The organism is Anaeromicrobium sediminis, assembly GCF_002270055.1.
Classification (GTDB): Bacteria; Bacillota; Clostridia; order Peptostreptococcales; family Thermotaleaceae; genus Anaeromicrobium; species Anaeromicrobium sediminis.
Map to the genome: position 1 here is coordinate 124,215 of NZ_NIBG01000011.1, position 22,692 is coordinate 146,906.

Below are 22,692 nucleotides of genomic sequence, written 5' to 3' on the forward strand. Positions count from 1 at the left end.
AAGGACTAAATAATAAGAGAAGAGGCTAAGCCTCTTCTCTTATTATTTAGCTTAAAGTATAAAAAAAATACTGGTGAAAATCACCAGTATTGGGAGAGGAGAAATGAAGAAAAAAGCTTCAAGGGGAATTTGATTTAAAAGCTTTTCAATATTAATTATGTGTAAAATTAATATTAATTATTCTAGTTTATATTAATTAGATTTTGTCTATCTTTTACATATATGCTAAAATATAATAATGAGAGGAGAGAGATAGTTGAGAGTCATTTCAGGAAGAGCCAGAGGAAGAAGATTGAATTCTCCTAAAGGAACAAATACTAGACCTACAACAGATAGGGTAAAAGAATCCATATTCAGTATTATAAATTTTTACATACAAGATAGCAAAATATTAGATTTATTTGCTGGAACAGGAGCGCTAGGTATTGAGGCTATCAGTCGAGGTGCAGAATATGGAGTCTTTGTGGATAATGATAAAAATAGTATTAAAACTATAAAAGAAAATTTAGAAAACATGGGATTTGAAAAGGAAAGTACTGTGTTATATTGTGATGTAGATGCTGCTATAAGTAAACTAAGCACTAAAGGTGAAAAGTTTCATATTATATTTATGGACCCACCATATTTAAAAGGTTTTATTGAGCCATCCCTAGAAAAAATATATAATAGTGAGATTTTAACCGAGGATGGAATTATTTTAATAGAACATGATGTAAAAGATATTTTAATAGAAAATATAGCAGGATTTTATAAATATAAAGAGAAAAAATATGGAAATACTTTAATATCCATTTATAAGAAGGAGGAGTAACGGTGAAAATAGGCATATGTCCAGGTAGCTTTGATCCAGTTACTAATGGACATTTAGACATTATTAAGAGAGCTTCACATGTTGTAGACAAAGTTGTGGTGGCAGTATTAAACAATCCTTTTAAAAATCCGCTGTTTACCATAGAAGAGAGAATAAATATTTTAAAAGAAGCCACAAAGGATATTCCAAATGTGGAAATAGACTGTTTTAGTGGTTTATTAGTAGACTATGTTAATGTGAAGAAGGCAGATGTAATTATAAAAGGATTAAGGGCTGTATCTGATTTTGAATATGAGTTTCAAATGGCTTTGATGAACAAAAAGTTAAATAAAAATGTTGAAACTATGTTTATGATGACTAGTAGTGAGTATTCCTACTTAAGCTCTAGCATAGTAAAAGAAACTTTTAAATTAAATGGATGTATTGAAGGTCTAGTACCAGATTATGTAATTGATGCAATGAGAAAAAAGTTTAAAGATGCACGATAGTTAAAGGGGGTGCAATTTATGAATGTTTTAAAGCTATTAGATGAGTTAGAGGATATAATAGAAAGTAGTTCGTCTATTCCCTTTGCAGGAAAAACCTTTGTAGATAAAGATGAAATATTAGAAATAATTAAAGACATAAGGCTACAATTGCCAGATGAAGTAAAACAGGCCGTGTGGATTAAGGAAGAAAGACAAAAAATTCTTATAGAAGCACAACATGAAGCCGATAATATAATTGATGATGCAAAGGATCATATAGAGCAAATGGTGGAAAAGGATGAGGTAACAAAGCAAGCTCAAAAGAGGGCAGAAGAAATAATTGCACAGGCTCAGGAAAGTGCTAAGGAAATGAGAATTGGCGCTAGACAATATACAGATGAACTTTTACTTAATATGGAAAGTCAATTAGAAAATATGCTAGGCACTATTAAAGAGAATAGAAATGAATTAAAGGGTATGAGATAATCTCATACCCTATTTTTTTTGGAAATAACTATAAAGAATAGTCCTAACAATAATAGGCCCAAGTTAAAATGTAAAAATAAGAAAAATGAATATTTGAATTTTGCCATAAAACCTAAGCTGAAAATAGGTTCATATAAGTCATTAAATACGCCTTTTGAAGTAAAGAGACCATGGGGATAGAAAATACATAATGAAAAAGCCAAAAGAGCAGAAAAAAAGCTATGTATAACCTTACTAAAGATATATATGCCGCAACTTAAATCTGTTTTAGATATAATGCTTAATGATTGGGCATGTATAGATAAACCGCTCCATGAAATTATTAATGATGCAAAAACAGCTTGATTTCTAAAGGATAAAGACTCTATCAAAGATAATTCTCTACATCCTACAGTTATTTCAATAAAGCCACTTATAAGGGCTGTATATATTTTCCTATCTAGAGAGCCTAAAAGGGGCATAGAGCTTATTTTAATAGTAAGTGCCTCAATTATATTGCCATGCTTTATTATTTGAATTAAAACTGAAAACAAAATGATGTAACCACCTATAACAAATAGAACTTCCATACCCTTTTTTACAGATTCAGAAAATATTACACCAAATGAATTGTTGGTATTTTTCATGTATGAAAGGGAAGTTTTAATTTTCCCAGAATAAGTGGTTTTATTTAATGAAAAATTATTAGATTTAGATTTTTTATAAAATCTAAATGTAAAACCTGTCATTAAGGATCCTAGATAATGGGAAATTAAAATCAATATGCCTAAGGATTTATTTTGAAACATACCTATAGCTACTGCACCAAGGATGAAAAGGGGGCCAGAAGTACTGCAAAAGGAGAGTAATCTTTGACCGTCCTCCTTGGAAATGAGATTGTCTTCTCGTAATTGGGAAGTTAATTTTACTCCCATGGGATAGCCAGATGCAATGCTCATTAAAAATATGAAAGACCCTTCACCAGGAACGTTAAATATGGGCTTTACTATGGGTTCTAACAAAGTGCCTATAAAGCGAACGAAGCCTAATCGTATGAGCATTTCTGTCCCAATGAAAAATGGAAGTAGTGCAGGAAGTACCACATTAATCCAAGTGGATACACCTAATTTGGCGCCTTCATAGGATACCTTAGGATTTAGAGCAATAGAGCATATAAATGATAATATGAGTAAAAGCAATAAGGCTTTACGAATTATAAGTGGATAGTATATAAACAATAAAAATATAAGGACAATAGTTATAAAAATGAACATAAATTCCTCCCACAATATTTTATGACCTAAAGGTAAAACTAAAAATACCTATAATATTTTATTGTGGGAAAAATTGAATTAGTACTTTTTATAAAAATTATCTTTTCATATAAGGTCTATTATAGTAATCATAGCCTCCGTAACGTAGATTTGGATTTGCAATTGATAAGGTGTATAAATCTGTAGCTAAAATATCCAAAGAAAGCATGGATAAGGCCTTAGAATCAATGGATTGTTTATTTATATTAGTGAGTATTGGTACCAAAGATTTTTCTTTCATGGCTTTAAGTAACTCTGTACCTTTAGGAGAAAAACCTAGTACACGAGCATAAAGGGGTCCTGTATTCCTAAAACAGTCTAGAGTATCCTTTGTATATCCCATTAAAGAGTGAATCAAAATTCTTTGAATTCTAGTAAGTGCATATCTTTTAGTCTTTACATTATCTAATAAAGAATCAATATGGATGGCTTTAGTTGCACTGGACTTAAGCCTATTTTCTAAGCCCTCTCCCACATCAACAATATTTCTTAAATACTCTGGAGAAGATTTTCTTAAAGTTTGAATAATCATTTGGCTAAAGTCATTATAAAAAACTGGTTTATAATATTCTATTAAAGATTTCTGTAGTACTTTGTAACTTTCACTAGGCATTACACCTTTTAAAGTTTCATCGCATGGATTTTCAAGTAAAAGTTTTCTTATGGCAGTAGCACTACATATATTGCCATATAACTCTTTAGAATGATAACCAGCCTTATATCTTTTCACTGTAGATGGTGTAATAGAACTACCTAGCTTTAGTAGAGATTTTATATACTCAATGCCCAATATGTTGTTAGGAGAACCTATAATATTTGACAGACTATCTTCATTAAAGTACTTAAATAAAGCCCTTTCTCTAGCAGCAGGATAGGAAATACCCTCCTTTAAGAACTCTTTTAAATAATGGGTATATTCATCAGGTTCCTCGTTTAAGACCTTGCTGATTCTTGTCAAATCATCCACATTACCTAGTTCGCTTCCAAAGCTTATGGAATCTACAATGTTCATACTATTTAAAAGGGAAACAGCACCAAAGGCAAAAAATTCAGCACTATTACAAGCATACACAAAGGGTAGTTCTATAACCAGGTCTACACCTTCATCAATAGCCATTTTAGCTCGAGTCCATTTGTCTAATATGGCAGGTTCTCCCCTTTGAAGAAAATTACCACTCATAACTACTATAGAGTGAGTTCCTTTAGTATTTTTTAAAGATTCTATTAAATGATATTTATGTCCATTGTGAAAGGGATTATATTCAGCCACAATTCCAACTACATTCATACTTAAATTACCTCCATGAATAGAAATTAAAATAATTAGTCATAATGTTTAAATAAAATACTCATTAAGTTTACATATATAATATTACTAAAATTGTCTAATATTATCAAAGAAAGTAAATAAATTTGCATAAATACTTGAAAAAATTCACCAGTAGATTATAATAAAAATGGTATAATGAATTTTTTTTGTGAGGATTTTAGGGAAATTCACATAACGAGGAGGAGCAAACAATGAAAGTATTAGTTATTAACTGTGGAAGTTCATCTTTAAAGTATCAATTAATTAACATGGAAAATCAAGAGGTATTAGGAAAAGGTTTGGTGGAAAGAATTGGAATCGAAGGTTCTGTATTAAAACACGAAGCTAAAGGTGTTGAAGGAAAAGTTGTAATAGAACAAGAAATGAAAGATCACAAAGTAGCTCTAGGATTAGTATTAGACGCTTTAGTAGACGAAAAGCATGGAGCAGTTAAAGAATTATCTGAAATCTCTGCTGTAGGACATAGAGTAGTTCATGGAGGAGAAAAGTTCAATGGTTCTGTAATCATTACTGATGAAGTAATGGCTGCTATGGAAGAATGTGTTGAATTAGCACCTCTACATAACCCTGCTAACATAATGGGAATCAACGCTATTAAAGAGTTAATGCCTGAGGTACCTAATGTGGGTGTATTTGACACTGCATTCCATCAAACGATGCCAAAGGAAGCATACTTATATGCGCTACCTTATGAATTATATGAAGAACACGGAGTAAGAAGATATGGATTCCATGGAACTAGCCATAGATACGTATCTGAAAGAGTAAGTGCCATGTTAGGAAAAGACTTAAAAGACTTAAAGGTAATTACTTGCCACTTAGGAAATGGAGCTAGTTTAGCTGCTATAGATGGAGGTAAATGTGTAGATACTAGTATGGGATTAACTCCACTTGAAGGTTTAGTAATGGGAACTCGTTGTGGAGATATAGACCCTGCTATAATCCCTTTTGTAATGGATAAAGAAGGATTAGATACTAAGGGAATAAACAATGTATTAAATAAGAAGTCTGGAGTACTTGGTATATCAGGAGTAAGCAGTGACTTTAGAGATATAGAAAATGCTGCTGGTGATGGAAATGAAAGAGCAGACCTTGCCCTTAAGATTTTCGATAGAAGAGTTAAGAAATATATTGCATCATATGCTGCTGTAATGGGTGGAGTAGATGCTATTGTATTTACAGCAGGTCTTGGTGAAAACTCAGCCTCAAATAGAAAGGAAATCTGTGAAGGATTAGAATTCATGGGAGTAAAAGTTGATGCTGAGAAGAATAATATGAGAGGTAAGGAAGCTGTAGTAAGCGCAGATGACTCAAAGGTTAAAGTATTAGTTATACCTACGAATGAAGAACTTATGATAGCTAAAGATACTCAAGAGTTATTAAAATAAAAATCAACTAAAAAAACTGATTTTTATAGGGTAACTAGGATCATAATAATAGTAGTTACTTAAAATAATTTAAAAGGTGGGTATAGCCCACCTTTTTGTAACAAAAAAAGTATTGTGAACTATCAAGTATTTTTACTTGACAAATCTTTTCTACGTTTGTATAATTAAATCTGTTAATGTGACGAGGTGAGATCATATGAAAATTACCTTAAATGAGTTAATAGAAAAAAGGAAAGAGTCTATAGATTTAGATATAACTATTCCTGTAGGTGAAATTGGAATGATAAATGAAGAAATAGAGATCATAAGTCCTGTTTCTTTAAAAGGAAAAATATTCCATGATGATGACTCTATATACTTAGAGGCAGATATAAAAACTAAGGCAGAATGTATATGCCATAGATGCCTACAAAAGTTTCAAATGGATATTGAAAATCATATTCATGAAAAATTAACTATCAATGAAGAGGAAATGGAAGACTATTATTATATTAATAAAAATCGTCTAGACATAACTGAGGTCGTTGATAACGTATTGGTTTTAAATATGCCTATGAAACTTGTTTGTGACGAAAATTGTCAAGGATTATGTTTAGCATGTGGTGTGAATTTGAACAAAGAACAATGTGATTGTGAAAGTGATCAAATTGACCCCAGATTAGCTAAATTAAAAGATTTGTTACTTAATGATTAAGGAGGTGGAAATAATGGCAGTACCTAAGCGTAAAACTTCTAAAGCAAGAAGAGATAAGAGAAGAGCATCTAACATAAAAATGACAGCAACAAATGTTGTTGAATGTCCACAATGTCATGAGCCAAAGCTACAACACAGAGTATGCAAAAAGTGTGGGCACTACAAGAACAAAGAGGTTGTTGCAGTACAATAGTAATTAAAGTAGTAATGATAAAATCATTACTACTTTTTTTATATATAAGGATATTATAATATCCTTATATATAAAAAAAAGTAGGGGTTGTAGGGGAACATCCCCTGCCTCTTTAAAGGAGGGTATTCAGATTGCGAGAGCAATCGTCGAAGGGAACCATAGGGTTCCATAACGAAGCATACGAAGTATGCCTTTTTTATTAAAAATGAATTTTAGCTTATTTTTTAAATGAAATTTAAAGAATGGGCTAAAATTTATTTTATATATGGTTATATTAATAATAGATTATAGAATTATTCTAAAAGCCGTAATAATAGAAGTTGATTTATTAATAAAAGTATTGTATAGTAGTTGTTAGTAGTAGGTACTAATTCGAGGTACTAAAGAGGTGAAATGAAAATGGCAGGAAGAAAGCCAAAGTCATTAAGACAAAAGGAATTGTTAGAGATGATAAAAAAACAACCTTTTGTTACGGATGAAGAATTGAGTGAATATTTTAAAGTTAGCATACAAACTATACGTTTAGATAGATTAGAATTGAGAATACCCGAATTAAGAGAACGAATAAAGAATGTAGCCCAAAAGAATCATTCTAAAGTTAAAAGTTTAGGAGAAGAAGAAATAATTGGAGAACTAATAGAAATAAAGCCAAATGAAAGAGGTATATCCATATTAGAAACAAATAAAGAATTAGCATTTGAAAAAACTAAGGTGGTAAGAGGTCATCATATTTTTTCCATGGCAGAGTCTTTAGCCATGGCCATAATAGATGCAAAGGTAGCTCTTACTGGAGTAGCTAATATGAAATACATAGTTCCCGTCATATCAGGACAAAAGTTAATAGCACGAGGGGAAGTAGTAAAGGTACGAGGAAATAAGTATTTTGTCCATGTAAAGATAAATGTAAAAGACAAGCAAGTGTTTAGAGGGAAATTTATATTAGTTTCCATAGAAGAGTAAAAGAGGTGAAAATATGCGTATAGCTGTAGATGGAATGGGTGGAGATAATGCGCCCCATGATATTGTAAAGGGCTGTGTGGAAGCATTAGAAGATAGTGAGTTAGAAATATACTTAATTGGTAAATCTGAAATATTGAAAAAAGAATTGAAAAAATATACTTTTGATGAAAATAAAATAAATGTAGTAAATGCAGATGAAGTTATAGAGAATACTGATAAACCTGTTAGGGCAATTAAAAGAAAAAAGAATGCCTCCATGGTAGTAGGATTTGATATGTTAAAAGATGACCAGGTAGATGCATTTATTTCTGCAGGAAATACAGGAGCTATATTGGCAGGAAGTTTATTGAAAGTAGGTAGAATAGAAGGTATAGATAGACCTGCAATTACTACTGTATATCCTACTAAAAAGGATGTATCTTTATTAGTGGATGCAGGGGCTAATTCAGAGTGTAAGCCTAGAAATTTATTAGAATTTAGTATTATGGCATCTGTGTATTCTAAATATGTACTAGATAAAGAGAATCCATCAGTTGGACTAGTAAATATTGGTGAAGAATCATCTAAAGGAACCAGTATGATTAAGGAAACCTATGAAGTTCTTAAGAATAGCCATATAAACTTTTATGGTAATGTGGAAGGACGAGAATTGCCAGAAGGAGTAGTAGATATAATTGTATGTGATGGTTTTGTTGGTAATGTCATATTAAAGCTAACAGAAGGTGTGGCTAAAACCATAACGGATATTCTAAAAAAGGAACTTAGCGGTAGTTTATTATCTAAACTGGGAACACTATTTATGCTACCTGCATTAAAGTCCTTTAAGAAGAAATTAGATTATACAGAATATGGAGGAGCTCCATTTTTAGGAGTGAAAAAACCTGTTATTAAGGCACATGGAAGTTCTAATGCGAAGGCTATAAAGAATGCAGTTAAAAAGGCTAAAGTTTTTGCACAAAGTGGTGTAATAGATACAATAGGAAAAGAAATCGAAAGAATAGGAGTTGAAAGAGATGGAAAATAAATTAATATCAGCAGGTATATTAGGATTAGGAAGTTATGTACCAGAAAAGATAGTTACAAATGACGATATAGCAAAAATGGTAGACACTTCTCATGACTGGATAGTTTCAAGAACGGGAATAGAAGAACGTAGAGTAGTAAGTGAAGGGCAAAGTACATCAGATATATCTGCTATAGCAGCTAAGAGGGCATTAGAGGATGCAAACTTAAGTCCAGAGGACATTGATCTAATAATAGTAGCCACATTAACACCAGATATGTTAATACCGTCTACGGCGTGTATAGTTCAAAGCAAAATAGGAGCAAAGAATGCTGCTGCTTTTGATTTAGAAGCAGCTTGCTCAGGGTTTGTATATGGACTTACAGTGGCTAGACAATTTGTTGCTACAGGCATGTATAAAAATATATTAGTAATTGGAGCGGAAGTTTTATCAAAATTTTTAGATTGGGAAGATAGAAATACTTGTATACTATTTGGAGATGGAGCTGGAGCTGCTGTTGTAGGTCCTGTGGAAGATGGAAAGGGAATTCTTTCTATGACTATGGGAGCCGATGGAACGGGTGGAGAATCCTTGTTAATTCCAGCTGGTGGTGCAACTATGCCTGCTAGTGAACAAACAATTGCTGATAGACTTCATTACATTCGCATGGATGGAAGTGAAGTATTTAAATTTGCCGTTAGAACTATGGGTAGGGCTTCCATTGAAGTTATAGAAAAGGCTGGGCATAAAGTAGAAGATATAGATTTCTTAGTTCCACATCAAGCTAACATTAGAATTGTTAACTCTGCTGCTAAGAAATTAAAACTAAGTAATGACAAGTTTTATGTTAATTTAAATAAATATGGAAATATGTCAGGTGCATCAATACCAGTTGCACTAGATGAAGCTGTTAAACTTGGAAAGATAAAGAAAGATGATTTAGTAGTACTTGTAGGATTTGGAGCAGGACTAACGTGGGGTTCATGCTTAATTAAATGGAATAAGTAAGGGGGATTTAAATATGGGTAAAATAGCATTTGTATTCCCAGGACAAGGAGCACAATACGTGGGAATGGGAAAAGAAATATGTGAAAACTATGAAATGGCAAGTGAAATCTTCGAGCAGGCTAGTGAGGCCGTTGGATATGACATGAAGAAACTTTGCTTTGAAGGGCCAGAGGAAGAGTTAAAAAAGACAGAAAATACTCAGCCAGCCATATTAACTACTTGCATTGCCATGAGTAAAATTTTGGAGAATGAAGGAATTAAGCCAGATGTAAGTGCGGGACTTAGCTTAGGCGAGTATGCATCTTTAGTTATAGCTAACATGATGGACTTTAAAGATTCAGTGGCTTTAGTTAAGAAGAGAGGTAAATATATGCAAGAAGCAGTTCCACTAGGAGTAGGAACTATGGCAGCCATATTGGGTATGGACAAGGAAGTACTTGAAGAAGTACTAGATTTATCTAAAGAATTTGGTGTAGTAGAGGCAGCCAATTTTAATTCGCCAGGTCAAATTGTAATATCAGGTGAAGTAAAAGCTGTAGAAAAGGCTTGTGAAATTGCCAAGGAAAAGGGAGCTAAGAAGGCAGTGATATTACCTGTAAGTGCACCATTTCACTGTTCTATGTTAATTCCTGCAGGAGAAAAACTAAGTGGTGAATTAGACAATGTAGAATTAAGAGAAGGAAATATGCCAGTTCTTAGTAATGCCCAGAATAAATATTATACATTGGATGACACTAAAGACTTCCTGGTACAACAAGTAAGCAAGTCTGTTTTATGGGTTGACAATGTGGAAAAAATGATTAATGATGGAGTAGACACTTTTGTAGAGATAGGTCCAGGAAAATCTTTAAGTGGATTTATAAAGAAAATAGCTAAGAAGCTTGGGACAAAAGTGAATACATACAATGTTTCCGATATGAAGACATTAAATGATACAATTGATGTGTTAAAAGGGTAGGAGGTAAGTTTATGAATTTAAATGGAAAAACGGCTCTAGTAACGGGTGGTTCTAGAGGAATAGGGAAGGCTATTGCCTTAAGACTAGCTGAATTTGGAGCTAATATAGTAGTTAATTATACAAGTAATTCTCAAAAGGCAGAAGAAACAGTAAATGAAATAAAGGAAATGGGAAGAGATGCCATTGCCCTACAAGCTAATGTAGCAGATCTTAGTCAAATAGAAGAACTTGTTAAAAAAGCAGAAGAAAAGTTTGGAAATATAGATGTATTAGTAAATAATGCAGGAATTGAAAAAGATAAACTTTTGATTAAAATGACTGAAGAAGATTGGGATAAAGTAATGGAAGTAAACCTAAAGGGTGCTTTTAATTGTACTAAAATAATTGGTAGAAAAATGATGAGAAAAAGAAGTGGAAAAATAATAAATATAACATCAGTAGTAGGAATTACAGGAAATGTTGGTCAAGCAAATTATGCTGCTTCAAAGGCTGGATTAATTGGATTTACTAAATCTGTAGCAAAGGAATTGGCAACTAGAGGAATAACTGTTAATGCAGTGGCTCCTGGACTTATAAAGTCAGACATGACTGATGCACTACCTGAGGCTATAAAGGAGCAAATGTTAGCGAAAATTCCAGTTGGTAAAGCAGGAATGCCAGAAGAAGTGGCAGATACGGTAGCTTTCTTAGCTTCAGAAAGAGCTAACTATATTACAGGTCAAGTAATTAATGTAGATGGTGGAATGGTAATGTAATTAAAAGACATATGGGAGGTTATTAATATGCGTAGAGTTGTAGTTACTGGAATAGGTGCAGTTACACCAGTAGGAATTGGAAAAGAAGAATTTTGGAAAAACATTAAAGAAGGTAAGAGTGGAATTGGAATGATTACTAATTTCGATACTGAAAATCATACAGTGAAAATTGCTGGAGAAGTTAAAGATTTTGATCCACTTAGATTTTTTGAGAAGAAAGAAGCAAAGAGAATGGATACATTTACTCAATTTGGAATTGCTGCTTCAAAACTTGCAGTAGAAGATGCTAAATTAGATTTAGATAAAGTGGAAAAGGAAAGATTTGGAGTAATAATAGGTTCTGGTATAGGTGGAATTCAAACTTTTGAGAAGGAGTTTGAAAAAATGTCTAACAAGGGTCCAGGCCGAGTAAGTCCATTTTTTATACCAATGATGATAACTAATATAGCTTCTGGACATATATCTATGGCTTTAGGGGCAAAAGGACCGAATACAACAGTTGTAACAGCGTGTGCTTCATCTACAAACGCTGTTGGGGATGCTTTTAAAGCAATCCAAAGAAATGATGCAGACATTATGATTACAGGAGGTACTGAGGCTTCAATAACACCTCTTAGTATAGCTGGGTTTGCTAATATGAAAGCTTTGTGTACTAGAAATGATGAGCCAGAAAAGGCTAGCAGACCATTTGATAAAGACAGAAGTGGATTTGTAATGGGTGAAGGATCAGGAATGCTTGTAATAGAAGAATTAGAACACGCCCTTAATAGAGGTGCTCATATATATGCTGAGATAGTAGGATATGGAATGAGTGCGGATGCATACCACATTACAGCTCCAGCTCCAGGCGGAGAAGGTGCTGCAAGATCAATGATGAATGCATTAAAGGATGGAAATGTGGATCCTAATGAATTAAACTATATTAATGCCCATGGAACTTCAACTCCAATGAATGATAAGAATGAGACTGCGGCTATAAAAACTGTGTTTAAGGATCATGCTAAGGACATTGCAATTAGTTCTTCAAAATCTATGACAGGTCATTTATTAGGAGCAGCTGGGGGAGTAGAAGCAATTGTATGTGCTCTTGCTATTGATGAAAATTTTGTACCACCAACTATTAACTATACAACTCCAGATGAAGAATGTGATTTAGATTATGTTCCTAATGTGGGAAGAGAGATGGAAGTAAATTATGCATTATCTAACTCACTAGGTTTTGGTGGACATAATGCAACCATATTACTAAAAAAATATAAATAAGCAATTAGCTTGATAAAAAATCTTCGGGAGTTGCTAAACTCCCGATTAATATTTAAAATTTAAAAGTAATTTTAATATAAGAACTTTTAAAATATGTTAAAAAAGTGTAAAATATATTAAAGAAAAAACAACATAAGGAGGGCATTGATGGGTAATATTGATGCTAATAGGCAGAATTTATTGAATGAAATATCTAAAAAAGTATCTTATGAATTCAATAATATAGGTCTATTAAATGAAGCTTTAACTCATAGTTCATATGCTAATGAGAATAAAAAAAGAAATATACAACATAATGAAAGATTAGAATTTTTAGGAGATTCCGTATTAGGAATTGTTATTAGTGATTATTTGTACAAAAACTTATCTGCATCTCAAGAGGGAGAATTGACTAAAATTAGGGCAAGTATTGTATGCGAGCCATCTTTAGCTAATTCATCCATAGAATTAGCCATGGGTAAATATTTAATGCTAGGAAAAGGTGAAGAGGTAACAGGTGGGAGAGAAAGGATCTCCATTTTAGCAGATACCTTTGAAGCTGTTATAGGTGCCATATATTTAGATGGTGGATTGGAAAACGCTAAGAAGTTTATACTATCTAATCTAAAGAACACTATTAAGGATGCAATAGAAGGAAGAATATTCCAAGATTATAAGACTCACTTACAAGAAATTATTCAAAGTAAGGGTAATGATAAAATTGAATACGAAGTAATAGATGAAAAGGGACCAGACCATAATAAGATTTTTTATGTACAAGTTAAAATAGGTGGAGAAGTAATAGGTAAAGGATCAGGAAAGAGTAAAAAAGAGGCAGAACAAAAGGCAGCAAAAGAGGCATTAAAAAAGGTGGTATAAAATGGCAAAGACTAATTACATAATTCCTGTATTTGTTCCACATAAGGGGTGCCCTTTTGATTGTGTTTTTTGCAATCAAAAAAGAATTACAGGAAATGTTGAGGATATATCCATAGATAAAGTAAGAAATCAAATAAGTGACTATATAAGCACCATTCCTGATTATGAGAATAAAAATATTGAAATCGCTTTCTTTGGAGGAAGTTTTACAGGGATAGAAAGGGATCTACAAGAAAGCTTACTTAAAGTGGCATATGAGTGGAAATCTAAGGGAATAGTTAATCATATTAGATTATCAACACGTCCTGATTATATTAATGAAGACATTATGGAGTTTTTAGTTGGGTATGGTGTATCCATAATCGAGTTAGGAGTTCAATCTATGGATGAAAAAATTCTTAACCTAAGTGGAAGGGGACATACACCAGAACATGTGAAAATAGCAGTTAATATTATGAAAAATTATCCTGTTAAAGTGGGATTACAGATGATGGTAGGTCTTCCTGGAGATACGGAAGATTCAGTTAATTATACTGCCGATGAAATAATAAGGTTAAAACCTGACTTTGTTAGGATATATCCAACATTGGTTGTAAAGGATACTGAGTTAGAGGAACTATATATTAATTCTAAATACATTCCTTTTAATTTAGATAGTACCATAAGCATTTGTAAAGATTTATTGGTTAAATTTATAAAAAACCGTATAGAAGTCATTAGGATAGGATTACAGCCTACAGAAAATATAGCTAAAGGGAAAGACATAATTGCAGGACCCTTTCATCCATCCATAAGACAGCTGGTTGAGGATAATTTATTTAAAGACTTTTTAAATTATATATTTTCTCATTCTAAATTAGAAAATGAAAAAGAAGTGATTTTAGAGACAAGTGATAAAAATGTATCTAGCGTGGCAGGTCATAATAAATCTAATATTAAGTTTTTAAAAGATAAATATAATATTGGAAAAATAAAGATAATAAGGAATAATTCACTTATAGATAGGAATGTGAAATTATTTACTAATAATAATATGATAGTTTATAATATAATACAGTACATAAATGATGCAATTTAAAATCTATCTAAATTATTTAAAGATAAATTTTAAATTGCATTATAATTTGTAACTTTTGCATATTGAAGAGGTGTTTTGAAATTGCATCTAAGGAAAATAGAGTTAAGAGGATTTAAATCCTTTGCAGATAAGACAGAGATAAAATTTAAAGATGGAATAACAGCTATAGTAGGACCTAATGGAAGCGGTAAAAGTAATATTTCTGATGCAGTTAGATGGGTATTAGGAGAGCAAAGTGCCAAGACCCTTAGGGGAAGTAAGATGGAGGATATTATTTTTGCAGGAACTACTAATAGAAAACCTCTTGGCATGGCAGAGGTTTCATTAACATTAGATAATGAAAGTAATAAGTTAGATGTAGATTATTCAGAGGTCACTGTAACTAGGAGAGTTTATAGATCTGGAGATAGTGAGTATTATATAAATAAATCCCTATGTAGACTAAAAGATATTAAAGAGATTTTTATGGATACAGGTGTTGGTATTGATGGATATTCTATTATTGGACAAGGTAAAATAGATGAAATATTAAGTAATAAAACAGGAGATAGAAGACTCTTATTTGAAGAAGCGGCAGGTATTGTTAAGTATAGGACAAGGAAGCAAGAATCTGAAAGGAAATTGGAAAATACAGAACAGAACTTAACAAGGGTAGATGATATAATAAGTGAACTTGAAAATAGAATTCCATCCTTAGAAAGACAATCCAAAAAGGCTAAAGAATACATAAAATATAAGGAAGAATTAAGAGATATTGAAATAAACTTATACTTAAATGATTTTGAAAGTATTAAAGGGGATTTGGATTCCTTAAAAGAGCAACAAAGAATCGTCTTAGAACAATTAGAATTTTATATGGACAAAAAAAGAGGAGTTAATACGGAATTTGAAAAATTAAAAGGTGGAATGGATAATTCTGAAAATGCCATTAACAACTTAAAAAACAATATATTTAACATTAGTAACTTAATAGAAAAAAGAGAAGGTGAAACAAAACTTAACCATGAAAAGAAAACCAACATAATTCAGAATTTAGAAAGAATACATGAGGAAATTGAAAATATTAAAAATAATAAAAGAAATATTGAGGAAGAAGTAAAGAGAATAGAGATTGAGAGAAAAACTAATAAAGAAGTCTTAGAAGAGGAACGTTCCAATATTTTAAATAGAGAAAAGTCTTTAAAAGAGCTTATAGATAATATTACTTCCTATGAGGAGAATATGGAAACATATAAGGATGATTTAATTGAAATATTAAACCTCATAGCGAGCAAAAAAAGTGAAATAAGTAGTTTAGATACACTAAAAAGAAATTTAGAAAAAAGAAATGTGACCATAGAAGATGAAAAGAAAGAGTTAAGTAAAACAGAGAGGGAATTAAAAGAAGAAGCAAATGTTATATTAGAAGAATCAAATGCCATTAAAAATAAGCTTAGTGGCTTAAAAAAAGAGTATCACAACTCTAGTAACGAAATGGCAATAACTAAAAAATCCTATGAGTCATGTATAATGAAAGAAAATCAGTCTTTGCAAAATATTAGGGATTATGAGACTAAAAAGAAATTACTAGTAGAAATGCAAAGGGCATATGAAGGTTTTAGCAGGAGTGTAAAGGAAACTCTAAAGTTTTGCAAAGGTAGTGCACTCGGAAAAAACGTCCATGGTGTAGTAGGAGAACTTTTAAAGGTTCCAAAGGGATTAGAGGTAGCAGTAGAAGTTACCCTAGGTGCTACAATGCAAAACATAGTATGTGATACTCCTAAAAATGCTAAAGATATAATTGATTATTTAAAGAAAAATAATCTTGGTAGAGTAACATTTTTACCAATAGAAAACTTTAATATGGATAAACAAAGAAAAAGAGATAATATAAGTATATCTAAAAACATATTGGGATATGCAAGTGATTTAGTAGAGTTTTCCGAAGAGTATGATGGCGTCATGAAATTTTTATTAGGACGAACTATTATTGTAGATACTATTGAAACGGGCATAGAATTGTCAAAGAAGATAAGCAAGAAATATAAAATTGTATCTCTAGAAGGAGATGTGATTAATACTACTGGTGCAATCACTGGGGGTAGTTATAAATCTAAGACCTTAAACATTTTAAGTAGACAAAGGGAAATAGATGAGCTGGAAGAGTATTTAGATAATGAAAACAAAGTAAAAGAAGAAATAAAAAAAGAAAAGAAGCAAATTGTAGAAAAAATGAATGAATTAGAAGTTTTAGTAGATGAATATGGCAATAATATAAAAGTAACAGAGATGGAACTTATAAAAATAAACAATAAGATAGAAAAAAATAAGTATGAAATTAAGAATAGTAATATTCAAATAGAAAAAGTAAATAATGAAATTAAGCAAATTGAAGTGGATTTAAAGGAAACCCAAGTAGAAATAAAATTAAGGGAAGAAGAAATAAAAAGTTTGAAACTCAAAGAAGAAAGCATAAATAAGGGTGCCAATAAAAATAAAGATGAGCATGATAAAATAAAAGTACAAAAGGATCAATTAAATGATGAAATAACAACTTTAAAAGTTAGTATGGCTGCCCTTGTGGAAAAGGATAAAAATTATACAAAATCTAGGGAAGAACTAAGTAGAGAATTAGTAAAATCTCAAGGTAGTATGGAAATAAAGGTAAAAAATATTCATGAAATGGAAGCAGAAAAAGTAAATATAGAAGAGTTGCTCATTAAAATTAATACAGAAATAAAAGAAAATATAATATTAAAAAGTCAATATGAAATAAATCTAAAGAAAGAAATAGAAAATAAAGAAAATATATCCAATCTATATAATAGATTAAGTGAAGACTTAAAGAAAAATGAACAAGTAATAGGAGAACTACAAGATAGTAATCATAAAGTAGAACTAAGGCTTGCTAGGCTAGACATACAACAACAAAGTATTCTAAGCAAACTTTTAGAAGAGTATGAACTAGAATATGAAGAGGCTAAAGAATATAAAAATGACAAAATAAATATAGGAGAAGCATCTAAAGAAGGGAAAATCCTTAGAAGAAAAATAAAAGCTTTAGGAAATATAAATATGGATTCCATAGATGAATATGATACAGTTATGGGAAGATATGAATTTTTAACTACTCAAAAGGATGATTTAACTAATTCGATTAAATCTCTAAAGCAGGTTATAAAAGATATGGAAAATACAATGGAGAGTCAGTTCATTAAAACTCTTAATGAGATAAGAGTAAATTTTGATGAAATATTTAAATCATTATTTGGTGGAGGAAAGGCAGAAATTATTTTAATAGATAAGGAAAATATATTATCTAGTAAAATAGAAATTATAGCTCAACCACCAGGAAAGAAATTACAAAATTTATCCTTGTTATCAGGGGGAGAAAAGGCCCTTACAGCCATATCCTTATTATTTGCCATATTAAGAGTTAAACCTACACCATTTTGTATACTAGATGAAATAGAAGCTGCATTAGATGAAGCTAATGTATATAGGTATGCAGAGTTTTTAAAGGAATTTTCATCGGATACCCAATTTATTGTAGTTACCCATAGAAAAGGGACTATGGAGTCTGTAGATGCCTTATATGGGGTTACTATGGAAGATCAAGGTGTATCAAAATTAGTTTCCTTAGAAATGAAAGAAAAAATTAGTTAGTATGGAGGAATGAGTATGCTTAAAGGAATTTTTTCAAAATTCAAGAAAAATGAAGAGAGTAAAGAAATAAATAATCCTGAAGAAATTCAGGATACAAAAGAAGTAATAGAAGAAGAACAACAAGTTGAGGAAAAATCAGAAGAAATAATAGAGACAGAAGAAGTGGCTATGGATATGGCTTCTGACATGAAAGAAGAAGTCGCAAGTCCTAAAGCAGGATTATTTGAAAAATTAAAAATGGGTCTTTCTAAGACACGAAATGGAATAGTAGATAAGGTAGATAGTGTACTTAAGGCGTATAAAAAAGTAGATGAGGAACTATTTGAAGAACTAGAAGAAATTTTAATTACTTCTGATGCAGGGGTTAATACTACTATGGAAATAATAGATAGACTTAGAACTGAATCTAAAAAGAGAAAAATAACAGAATCAGAAGAACTTAGATATTTAATAAAAGAAATTTTAATAGACATTCTAACATTAGAAGAGAGTAATGAATTAAACGTATCCAACTCTCCATCTGTAATATTAGTTGTAGGAGTAAATGGTGTTGGTAAAACCACTTCAATAGGAAAAATTGCCCACAGAATGAAGGGTGAAGGAAAGAAAGTAATATTAGCTGCTGGAGATACATTTAGAGCTGCTGCCATAGACCAATTAGAAATTTGGTCAAATAGGGTAGGGGTAGATATTATTAAGCATCAGGAAGGGGCAGATACAGCTGCTGTAATATTTGATGCTATACAATCTGCAAAATCTAAAAATACAGATATTCTAATATGTGATACGGCAGGAAGATTACATAATAAAAAGAATTTAATGAATGAATTAGGTAAAGTTAGCAAAGTTTTAGAAAGAGAATTTAGTGAAGCTGCTAAAGAGACCTTACTCGTATTAGATGCTACTACAGGACAAAATGCAATTCAGCAGGCCAAAGTATTTAAAGAAGTAACTAATATTAATGGTGTAGTTCTTACAAAATTAGATGGAACTGCTAAAGGTGGGGTTGTTCTTAGTATAGCCAACGAACTTAATATTCCAGTGAAATTAATAGGTGTAGGAGAAGGAATGGAAGACTTACAATTATTTAATCCTAATGATTTTGTAAATGCTTTGTTTGGTGAATAGGCTTTAAAATTTAAGATTATAAAATAAAAATATAATTTAATTATAGAAATGTGTTGACATATAGTTCAATCTAAGATACAATACATCTGTAAAGCATAAGACCTTTACAGCAGGGAGGATAATACTAAATGGTAGACAAGATACTTGAGGTGAGTTTGCTCTATGACTTTTATGGTCAGTTGCTAACTTCTAAACAACAAGACGTGTTACAACTATATTATTATCATGATTTATCCCTAGGAGAAATTGCTGAACAACTAAGCGTAAGTAGACAGGCTGTATATGATAATATAAAAAGGGCTGAAAAGTTACTTAAGAGTTATGAAGAAAAGCTAAAGTTAGTTGAAAAATTTCTATTTACAAAGAGAAATATTGAGTGTATTTTAGAGTCTATAAGATTTGTTGAGTCAAAAGTAGATGATAAAGATAAAGAACTTTTAGATAAAATAGATTTAATAAAAGAAATAGCCTCAAATGTATTAGATGTTTAATTCTGGAGGTGGAGATAATGGTATTTGAAGGATTAGCAGATAAGTTGCAAAATGCTCTTAGTAAATTAAAGAGCAAGGGCAAAGTTACAGAACAAGATTTGAAGGAAGTAATGAGAGAAGTAAAGTTAGCTTTACTTGAAGCTGATGTAAACTTTAAAGTAGTTAAAGACTTTATTAAAACTATTAAGGAAAGAGCCATTGGTAGTGAGGTAATGGAAAGTCTTACACCTGGTCAACAAATTATCAAAATAGTAAATGAAGAATTAACTACATTAATGGGAACTTCACAAAGCAAATTGACTTTTTCATCTAATCCGCCTACAGTATATATGTTAGTAGGTCTTCAAGGGGTAGGTAAGACTACTACAGCAGGAAAATTAGGTGGATACTTAAAGAAAAATGGTAAAAAACCATTACTTGTTGCAGGAGATGTATATAGACCAGCTGCTATTAAACAATTACAAGTTGTAGGAAAGCAACTAGATATTCCTGTCTTTAATATGGGAGATAAGGTAAATCCTGTAAATATAGCAAAAGCTGGTGTGGAACATGCCATAAAACATGGTAATGACATTGTGATACTAGATACAGCAGGAAGACTCCATATAGATGAAAATCTAATGGATGAATTAGAAGGAATCAAAAAAGAAGTTAGACCTCAAGAAATAATCTTAGTAGTGGATGCTATGACTGGTCAAGATGCAGTTAATGTGGCAGAAAACTTTAATGCTAAACTTGGAATCGATGGAATAATCTTAACCAAGCTAGATGGAGATACTAGAGGTGGAGCTGCACTATCCGTTAGGTCTGTAACTCAAAAACCTATAAAGTTTGCCGGTATGGGAGAAAAGCTTAGTGACTTAGAACCATTTCACCCAGATAGAATGGCATCTAGAATTTTAGGTATGGGTGATGTTCTAAGTTTAATTGAAAAAGCACAAGCTAACTTTGATGAAAAGAAAGCTATGGAACTAGAAAAAAGAATAAAAAGTCAAGAATTCTCATTTGAAGACTTTTTAGACCAATTGCAGCAAATGAAGAGTATGGGGCCTATGAATCAGATATTAGAAATGATTCCAGGGGTTAATTCTAAGCAATTGAAAAATTTAGATATTGATGACAAGGAACTAGTTCATATTGAAGCAATTATTCAATCTATGACTCCAGCTGAAAGAAGGAACCCTTCTATAATAAATGGTAGTAGAAGAAAGAGAATTGCTAAGGGTAGTGGAACTAGTGTTCAAAAAATAAATAGTTTGTTAAAGCAATTTGCACAAACTAAAAAAATGATGAAACAATTTTCAGATATGGAAAAGAATATGAAGAAAGGTGGAAAGATGAAATTTCCATTTTTCGGAAGATAAATAAACATTAAAAGGAGGTGAATATAATGGCAGTAAAGATCAGATTAAAAAGAATGGGAGCTAAGAAGAAGCCTTTCTATAGAGTAGTAGTTGCAGATTCTCGTTCACCTAGAGATGGTAGATTCATTGAGGAAATAGGTTACTATAACCCAGTTTCTGAACCAGCTGAGGTGAAGATTAACGATGAAAAGGCTGTTAAATGGTTAAACAATGGTGCTCAACCAACTGATACTGTAAAGGACTTATTCAAGAAGTATGGAGTAATGGAAAAGTTCGAGCAGGCTAAGTAATTGAGTGTTACACTTTAGGAGGTGTAATAAATGGGTGAGTTAATTAAAACTATAGCTAAGGCTTTAGTAGATAACCCAGACGAAGTTTTCGTCAACGAAGTAGAGGGGAAGCAATCTCTAATTGTTGAATTAAAGGTTGCACCTGAGGATATGGGTAAAATCATTGGTAAGCAGGGAAGAATTGCTAAAGCAATTAGAACTGTAGCCAAAGCAGCTGCAACAAAAGAAAACAAAAGAATAGTGGTTGAAATTATTCAATAAAAGGATTAGGGAAACCTAATCCTTTTGTGTTTTTTTATTAGAATATTTTTCCTTGAACTAAGTGTGCTTTTTAAATATCTCCAAAAAAGAAGAAATTATGAATTATAGAGAAGTTCTATTTACCAAAATATGATATATATGGGTTATAAGAAAAAACAAACAAAATTTTACTTATTTTTATGTATTTTTATTACCTATAATTTAAAGTTTATAGGAAATTATATAATTATTAAGATAGTTTAGAAAAAAATTATTTTTAAAATATTTTTTCCAGGAGGCTTTTTTATTTTGAATATGTTTATAGGTCATAAAATAGAAAAAAATAAAGATGGATATACTATTACGTTGCACTTAGACCCTAGTGCTACACTTGCTGAATTTGCTAGAGAGTTTCAACCTAGACATGATGAAAAAGATAAATCATTAAATAAAGAGATACAAAAATATGTAAAAAGAAATTTTACCAATATTAAAATAAAAAAAGTAAATTTGATGGTAGGAGCGCTACTCCTTGCTTCAATGCCATTTACAAGTATAATGGCTGCTGAAAATGTTCCGACTACTCAAACTAATATAAGTCAGCAACAAATAGTAGATGAAGATGTAGTAGTAGATGAAGATGTAGTAGTAGATGAAGATGTAGTAGTGGATGAAGATGTAGTAGTGGATGAAGATGTAGTAGTAGATGAAGATGCAGTAGTAGATGAAGACGCAGTAGTAGATGAAGATGCAGTAGTAGATGAAGATGCAGTAGCAGAACCTGAAGACAATAAATCAGTAAATATAATGCTAAATAATGAGATGCAACAATATAATCAGGACCCTGTTGTAATTAATGGTAGAGTATGTGTACCCTTAGGTGAATTCATAAGAGATATCGGGGGCAGTGTTAGCTATGATGGGGCAACTAGAACTATACAAATTAGTCAAGGTGAGAGAAATCTTGAATTTGTTCAAGGGTCTAGCAC

The 22,692-nt window shown here is 31.5% G+C and carries 23 protein-coding genes; 21 read left to right on the forward strand and 2 right to left on the reverse strand.

Features of this window, described 5'->3' with window-relative positions:
• The first annotated feature begins 256 nt into the window (after positions 1 to 256).
• From rsmD to CCE28_RS13405, 3 genes are read left to right on the forward strand one after another with little or no spacing between them, the layout of a single operon-like run.
• Positions 257 to 811 (forward strand): 16S rRNA (guanine(966)-N(2))-methyltransferase RsmD, encoded by a 555-nt coding sequence (gene rsmD, locus CCE28_RS13395; protein ID WP_095134234.1) that lies wholly within the window; start codon positions 257 to 259, stop codon positions 809 to 811.
• A 2-nt stretch (positions 812 to 813) separates the two neighbouring features.
• Complete coding sequence (gene coaD / locus CCE28_RS13400; protein WP_095134235.1) at positions 814 to 1,299, forward strand: pantetheine-phosphate adenylyltransferase; 486 nt, start codon at positions 814 to 816, stop codon at positions 1,297 to 1,299.
• 18 nt (positions 1,300 to 1,317) lie between these two features.
• Complete coding sequence (locus tag CCE28_RS13405; protein ID WP_095134236.1) at positions 1,318 to 1,764, forward strand: ATPase; 447 nt, start codon at positions 1,318 to 1,320, stop codon at positions 1,762 to 1,764.
• A gap of 2 nt (positions 1,765 to 1,766) precedes the next feature.
• On the opposite strand, the gene ylbJ is transcribed toward CCE28_RS13405, so the two are convergent.
• On the reverse strand, positions 1,767 to 3,017 hold the full coding sequence (gene ylbJ / locus CCE28_RS13410) for a sporulation integral membrane protein YlbJ (RefSeq protein ID WP_095134237.1): 1,251 nt from the start codon (positions 3,015 to 3,017) through the stop codon (positions 1,767 to 1,769).
• Between the two features lie 97 nt (positions 3,018 to 3,114).
• Entirely contained in the window at positions 3,115 to 4,344 is a 1,230-nt protein-coding gene (locus tag CCE28_RS13415; protein ID WP_095134238.1) for a nucleotidyltransferase, read from the reverse strand.
• A gap of 233 nt (positions 4,345 to 4,577) precedes the next feature.
• Between CCE28_RS13415 and CCE28_RS13420 the strand changes: the two genes are divergently transcribed.
• The 18 genes from CCE28_RS13420 to CCE28_RS22295 all read left to right on the forward strand — a co-directional run.
• Positions 4,578 to 5,774, forward strand: coding sequence for an acetate/propionate family kinase (locus CCE28_RS13420; protein ID WP_095134239.1), 1,197 nt, complete (start codon positions 4,578 to 4,580; stop codon positions 5,772 to 5,774).
• Positions 5,775 to 5,970: 196 nt separating this feature from the next.
• Positions 5,971 to 6,468: a YceD family protein gene (locus tag CCE28_RS13425; protein ID WP_095134240.1), complete on the forward strand. Its 498-nt coding sequence runs from the start codon at positions 5,971 to 5,973 to the stop codon at positions 6,466 to 6,468.
• Between the two features lie 13 nt (positions 6,469 to 6,481).
• A complete protein-coding gene (gene rpmF, locus CCE28_RS13430; protein ID WP_095134241.1) occupies positions 6,482 to 6,661 on the forward strand; it encodes a 50S ribosomal protein L32 in 180 nt (59 codons plus the stop codon).
• 399 nt (positions 6,662 to 7,060) lie between these two features.
• Positions 7,061 to 7,621 carry a transcription factor FapR gene (fapR, locus tag CCE28_RS13435; protein ID WP_095134242.1) on the forward strand — a complete coding sequence of 187 codons (561 nt, stop codon included), beginning with the start codon at positions 7,061 to 7,063 and terminating at the stop codon, positions 7,619 to 7,621.
• 13 nt (positions 7,622 to 7,634) lie between these two features.
• Positions 7,635 to 8,645: a phosphate acyltransferase PlsX gene (gene plsX, locus CCE28_RS13440; RefSeq protein ID WP_095134243.1), complete on the forward strand. Its 1,011-nt coding sequence runs from the start codon at positions 7,635 to 7,637 to the stop codon at positions 8,643 to 8,645.
• On the forward strand, positions 8,635 to 9,633 hold the full coding sequence (locus tag CCE28_RS13445) for a beta-ketoacyl-ACP synthase III (RefSeq protein WP_095134244.1): 999 nt from the start codon (positions 8,635 to 8,637) through the stop codon (positions 9,631 to 9,633). The genes plsX and CCE28_RS13445 overlap by 11 nt, the downstream gene beginning before the upstream one ends.
• A gap of 13 nt (positions 9,634 to 9,646) precedes the next feature.
• Positions 9,647 to 10,591, forward strand: coding sequence for an ACP S-malonyltransferase (fabD, locus tag CCE28_RS13450; RefSeq protein WP_095134245.1), 945 nt, complete (start codon positions 9,647 to 9,649; stop codon positions 10,589 to 10,591).
• A gap of 11 nt (positions 10,592 to 10,602) precedes the next feature.
• Positions 10,603 to 11,346, forward strand: a complete 744-nt coding sequence (gene fabG, locus CCE28_RS13455; RefSeq protein WP_095134246.1) for a 3-oxoacyl-[acyl-carrier-protein] reductase — start codon at positions 10,603 to 10,605, stop codon at positions 11,344 to 11,346.
• 27 nt (positions 11,347 to 11,373) lie between these two features.
• The gene (gene fabF, locus CCE28_RS13460) at positions 11,374 to 12,609 is read left to right on the forward strand and encodes a beta-ketoacyl-ACP synthase II (RefSeq protein ID WP_095134247.1); all 1,236 of its coding nucleotides are present in this window, start codon (positions 11,374 to 11,376) and stop codon (positions 12,607 to 12,609) included.
• Positions 12,610 to 12,756: 147 nt separating this feature from the next.
• Positions 12,757 to 13,467, forward strand: a complete 711-nt coding sequence (rnc, locus tag CCE28_RS13465; RefSeq protein ID WP_095134248.1) for a ribonuclease III — start codon at positions 12,757 to 12,759, stop codon at positions 13,465 to 13,467.
• Position 13,468: 1 nt separating this feature from the next.
• Positions 13,469 to 14,545, forward strand: coding sequence for an elongator complex protein 3 (locus CCE28_RS13470; protein ID WP_095134249.1), 1,077 nt, complete (start codon positions 13,469 to 13,471; stop codon positions 14,543 to 14,545).
• An 81-nt stretch (positions 14,546 to 14,626) separates the two neighbouring features.
• Positions 14,627 to 18,190, forward strand: a complete 3,564-nt coding sequence (gene smc / locus CCE28_RS13475; protein WP_176461824.1) for a chromosome segregation protein SMC — start codon at positions 14,627 to 14,629, stop codon at positions 18,188 to 18,190.
• Between the two features lie 15 nt (positions 18,191 to 18,205).
• Positions 18,206 to 19,318 (forward strand): signal recognition particle-docking protein FtsY, encoded by a 1,113-nt coding sequence (gene ftsY, locus CCE28_RS13480; protein WP_095134251.1) that lies wholly within the window; start codon positions 18,206 to 18,208, stop codon positions 19,316 to 19,318.
• A gap of 128 nt (positions 19,319 to 19,446) precedes the next feature.
• Positions 19,447 to 19,809, forward strand: coding sequence for a YlxM family DNA-binding protein (ylxM, locus tag CCE28_RS13485; protein ID WP_095134252.1), 363 nt, complete (start codon positions 19,447 to 19,449; stop codon positions 19,807 to 19,809).
• Positions 19,810 to 19,826: 17 nt separating this feature from the next.
• Positions 19,827 to 21,173: a signal recognition particle protein gene (ffh, locus tag CCE28_RS13490; protein WP_095134253.1), complete on the forward strand. Its 1,347-nt coding sequence runs from the start codon at positions 19,827 to 19,829 to the stop codon at positions 21,171 to 21,173.
• Between the two features lie 26 nt (positions 21,174 to 21,199).
• Positions 21,200 to 21,463: a 30S ribosomal protein S16 gene (gene rpsP, locus CCE28_RS13495; RefSeq protein ID WP_095134254.1), complete on the forward strand. Its 264-nt coding sequence runs from the start codon at positions 21,200 to 21,202 to the stop codon at positions 21,461 to 21,463.
• 30 nt (positions 21,464 to 21,493) lie between these two features.
• Entirely contained in the window at positions 21,494 to 21,724 is a 231-nt protein-coding gene (locus CCE28_RS13500; protein WP_095134255.1) for a KH domain-containing protein, read from the forward strand.
• A gap of 294 nt (positions 21,725 to 22,018) precedes the next feature.
• Positions 22,019 to 22,692 (forward strand): stalk domain-containing protein (locus CCE28_RS22295; protein ID WP_330396858.1); only part of this gene is annotated, 674 nt, incomplete at its 3' end.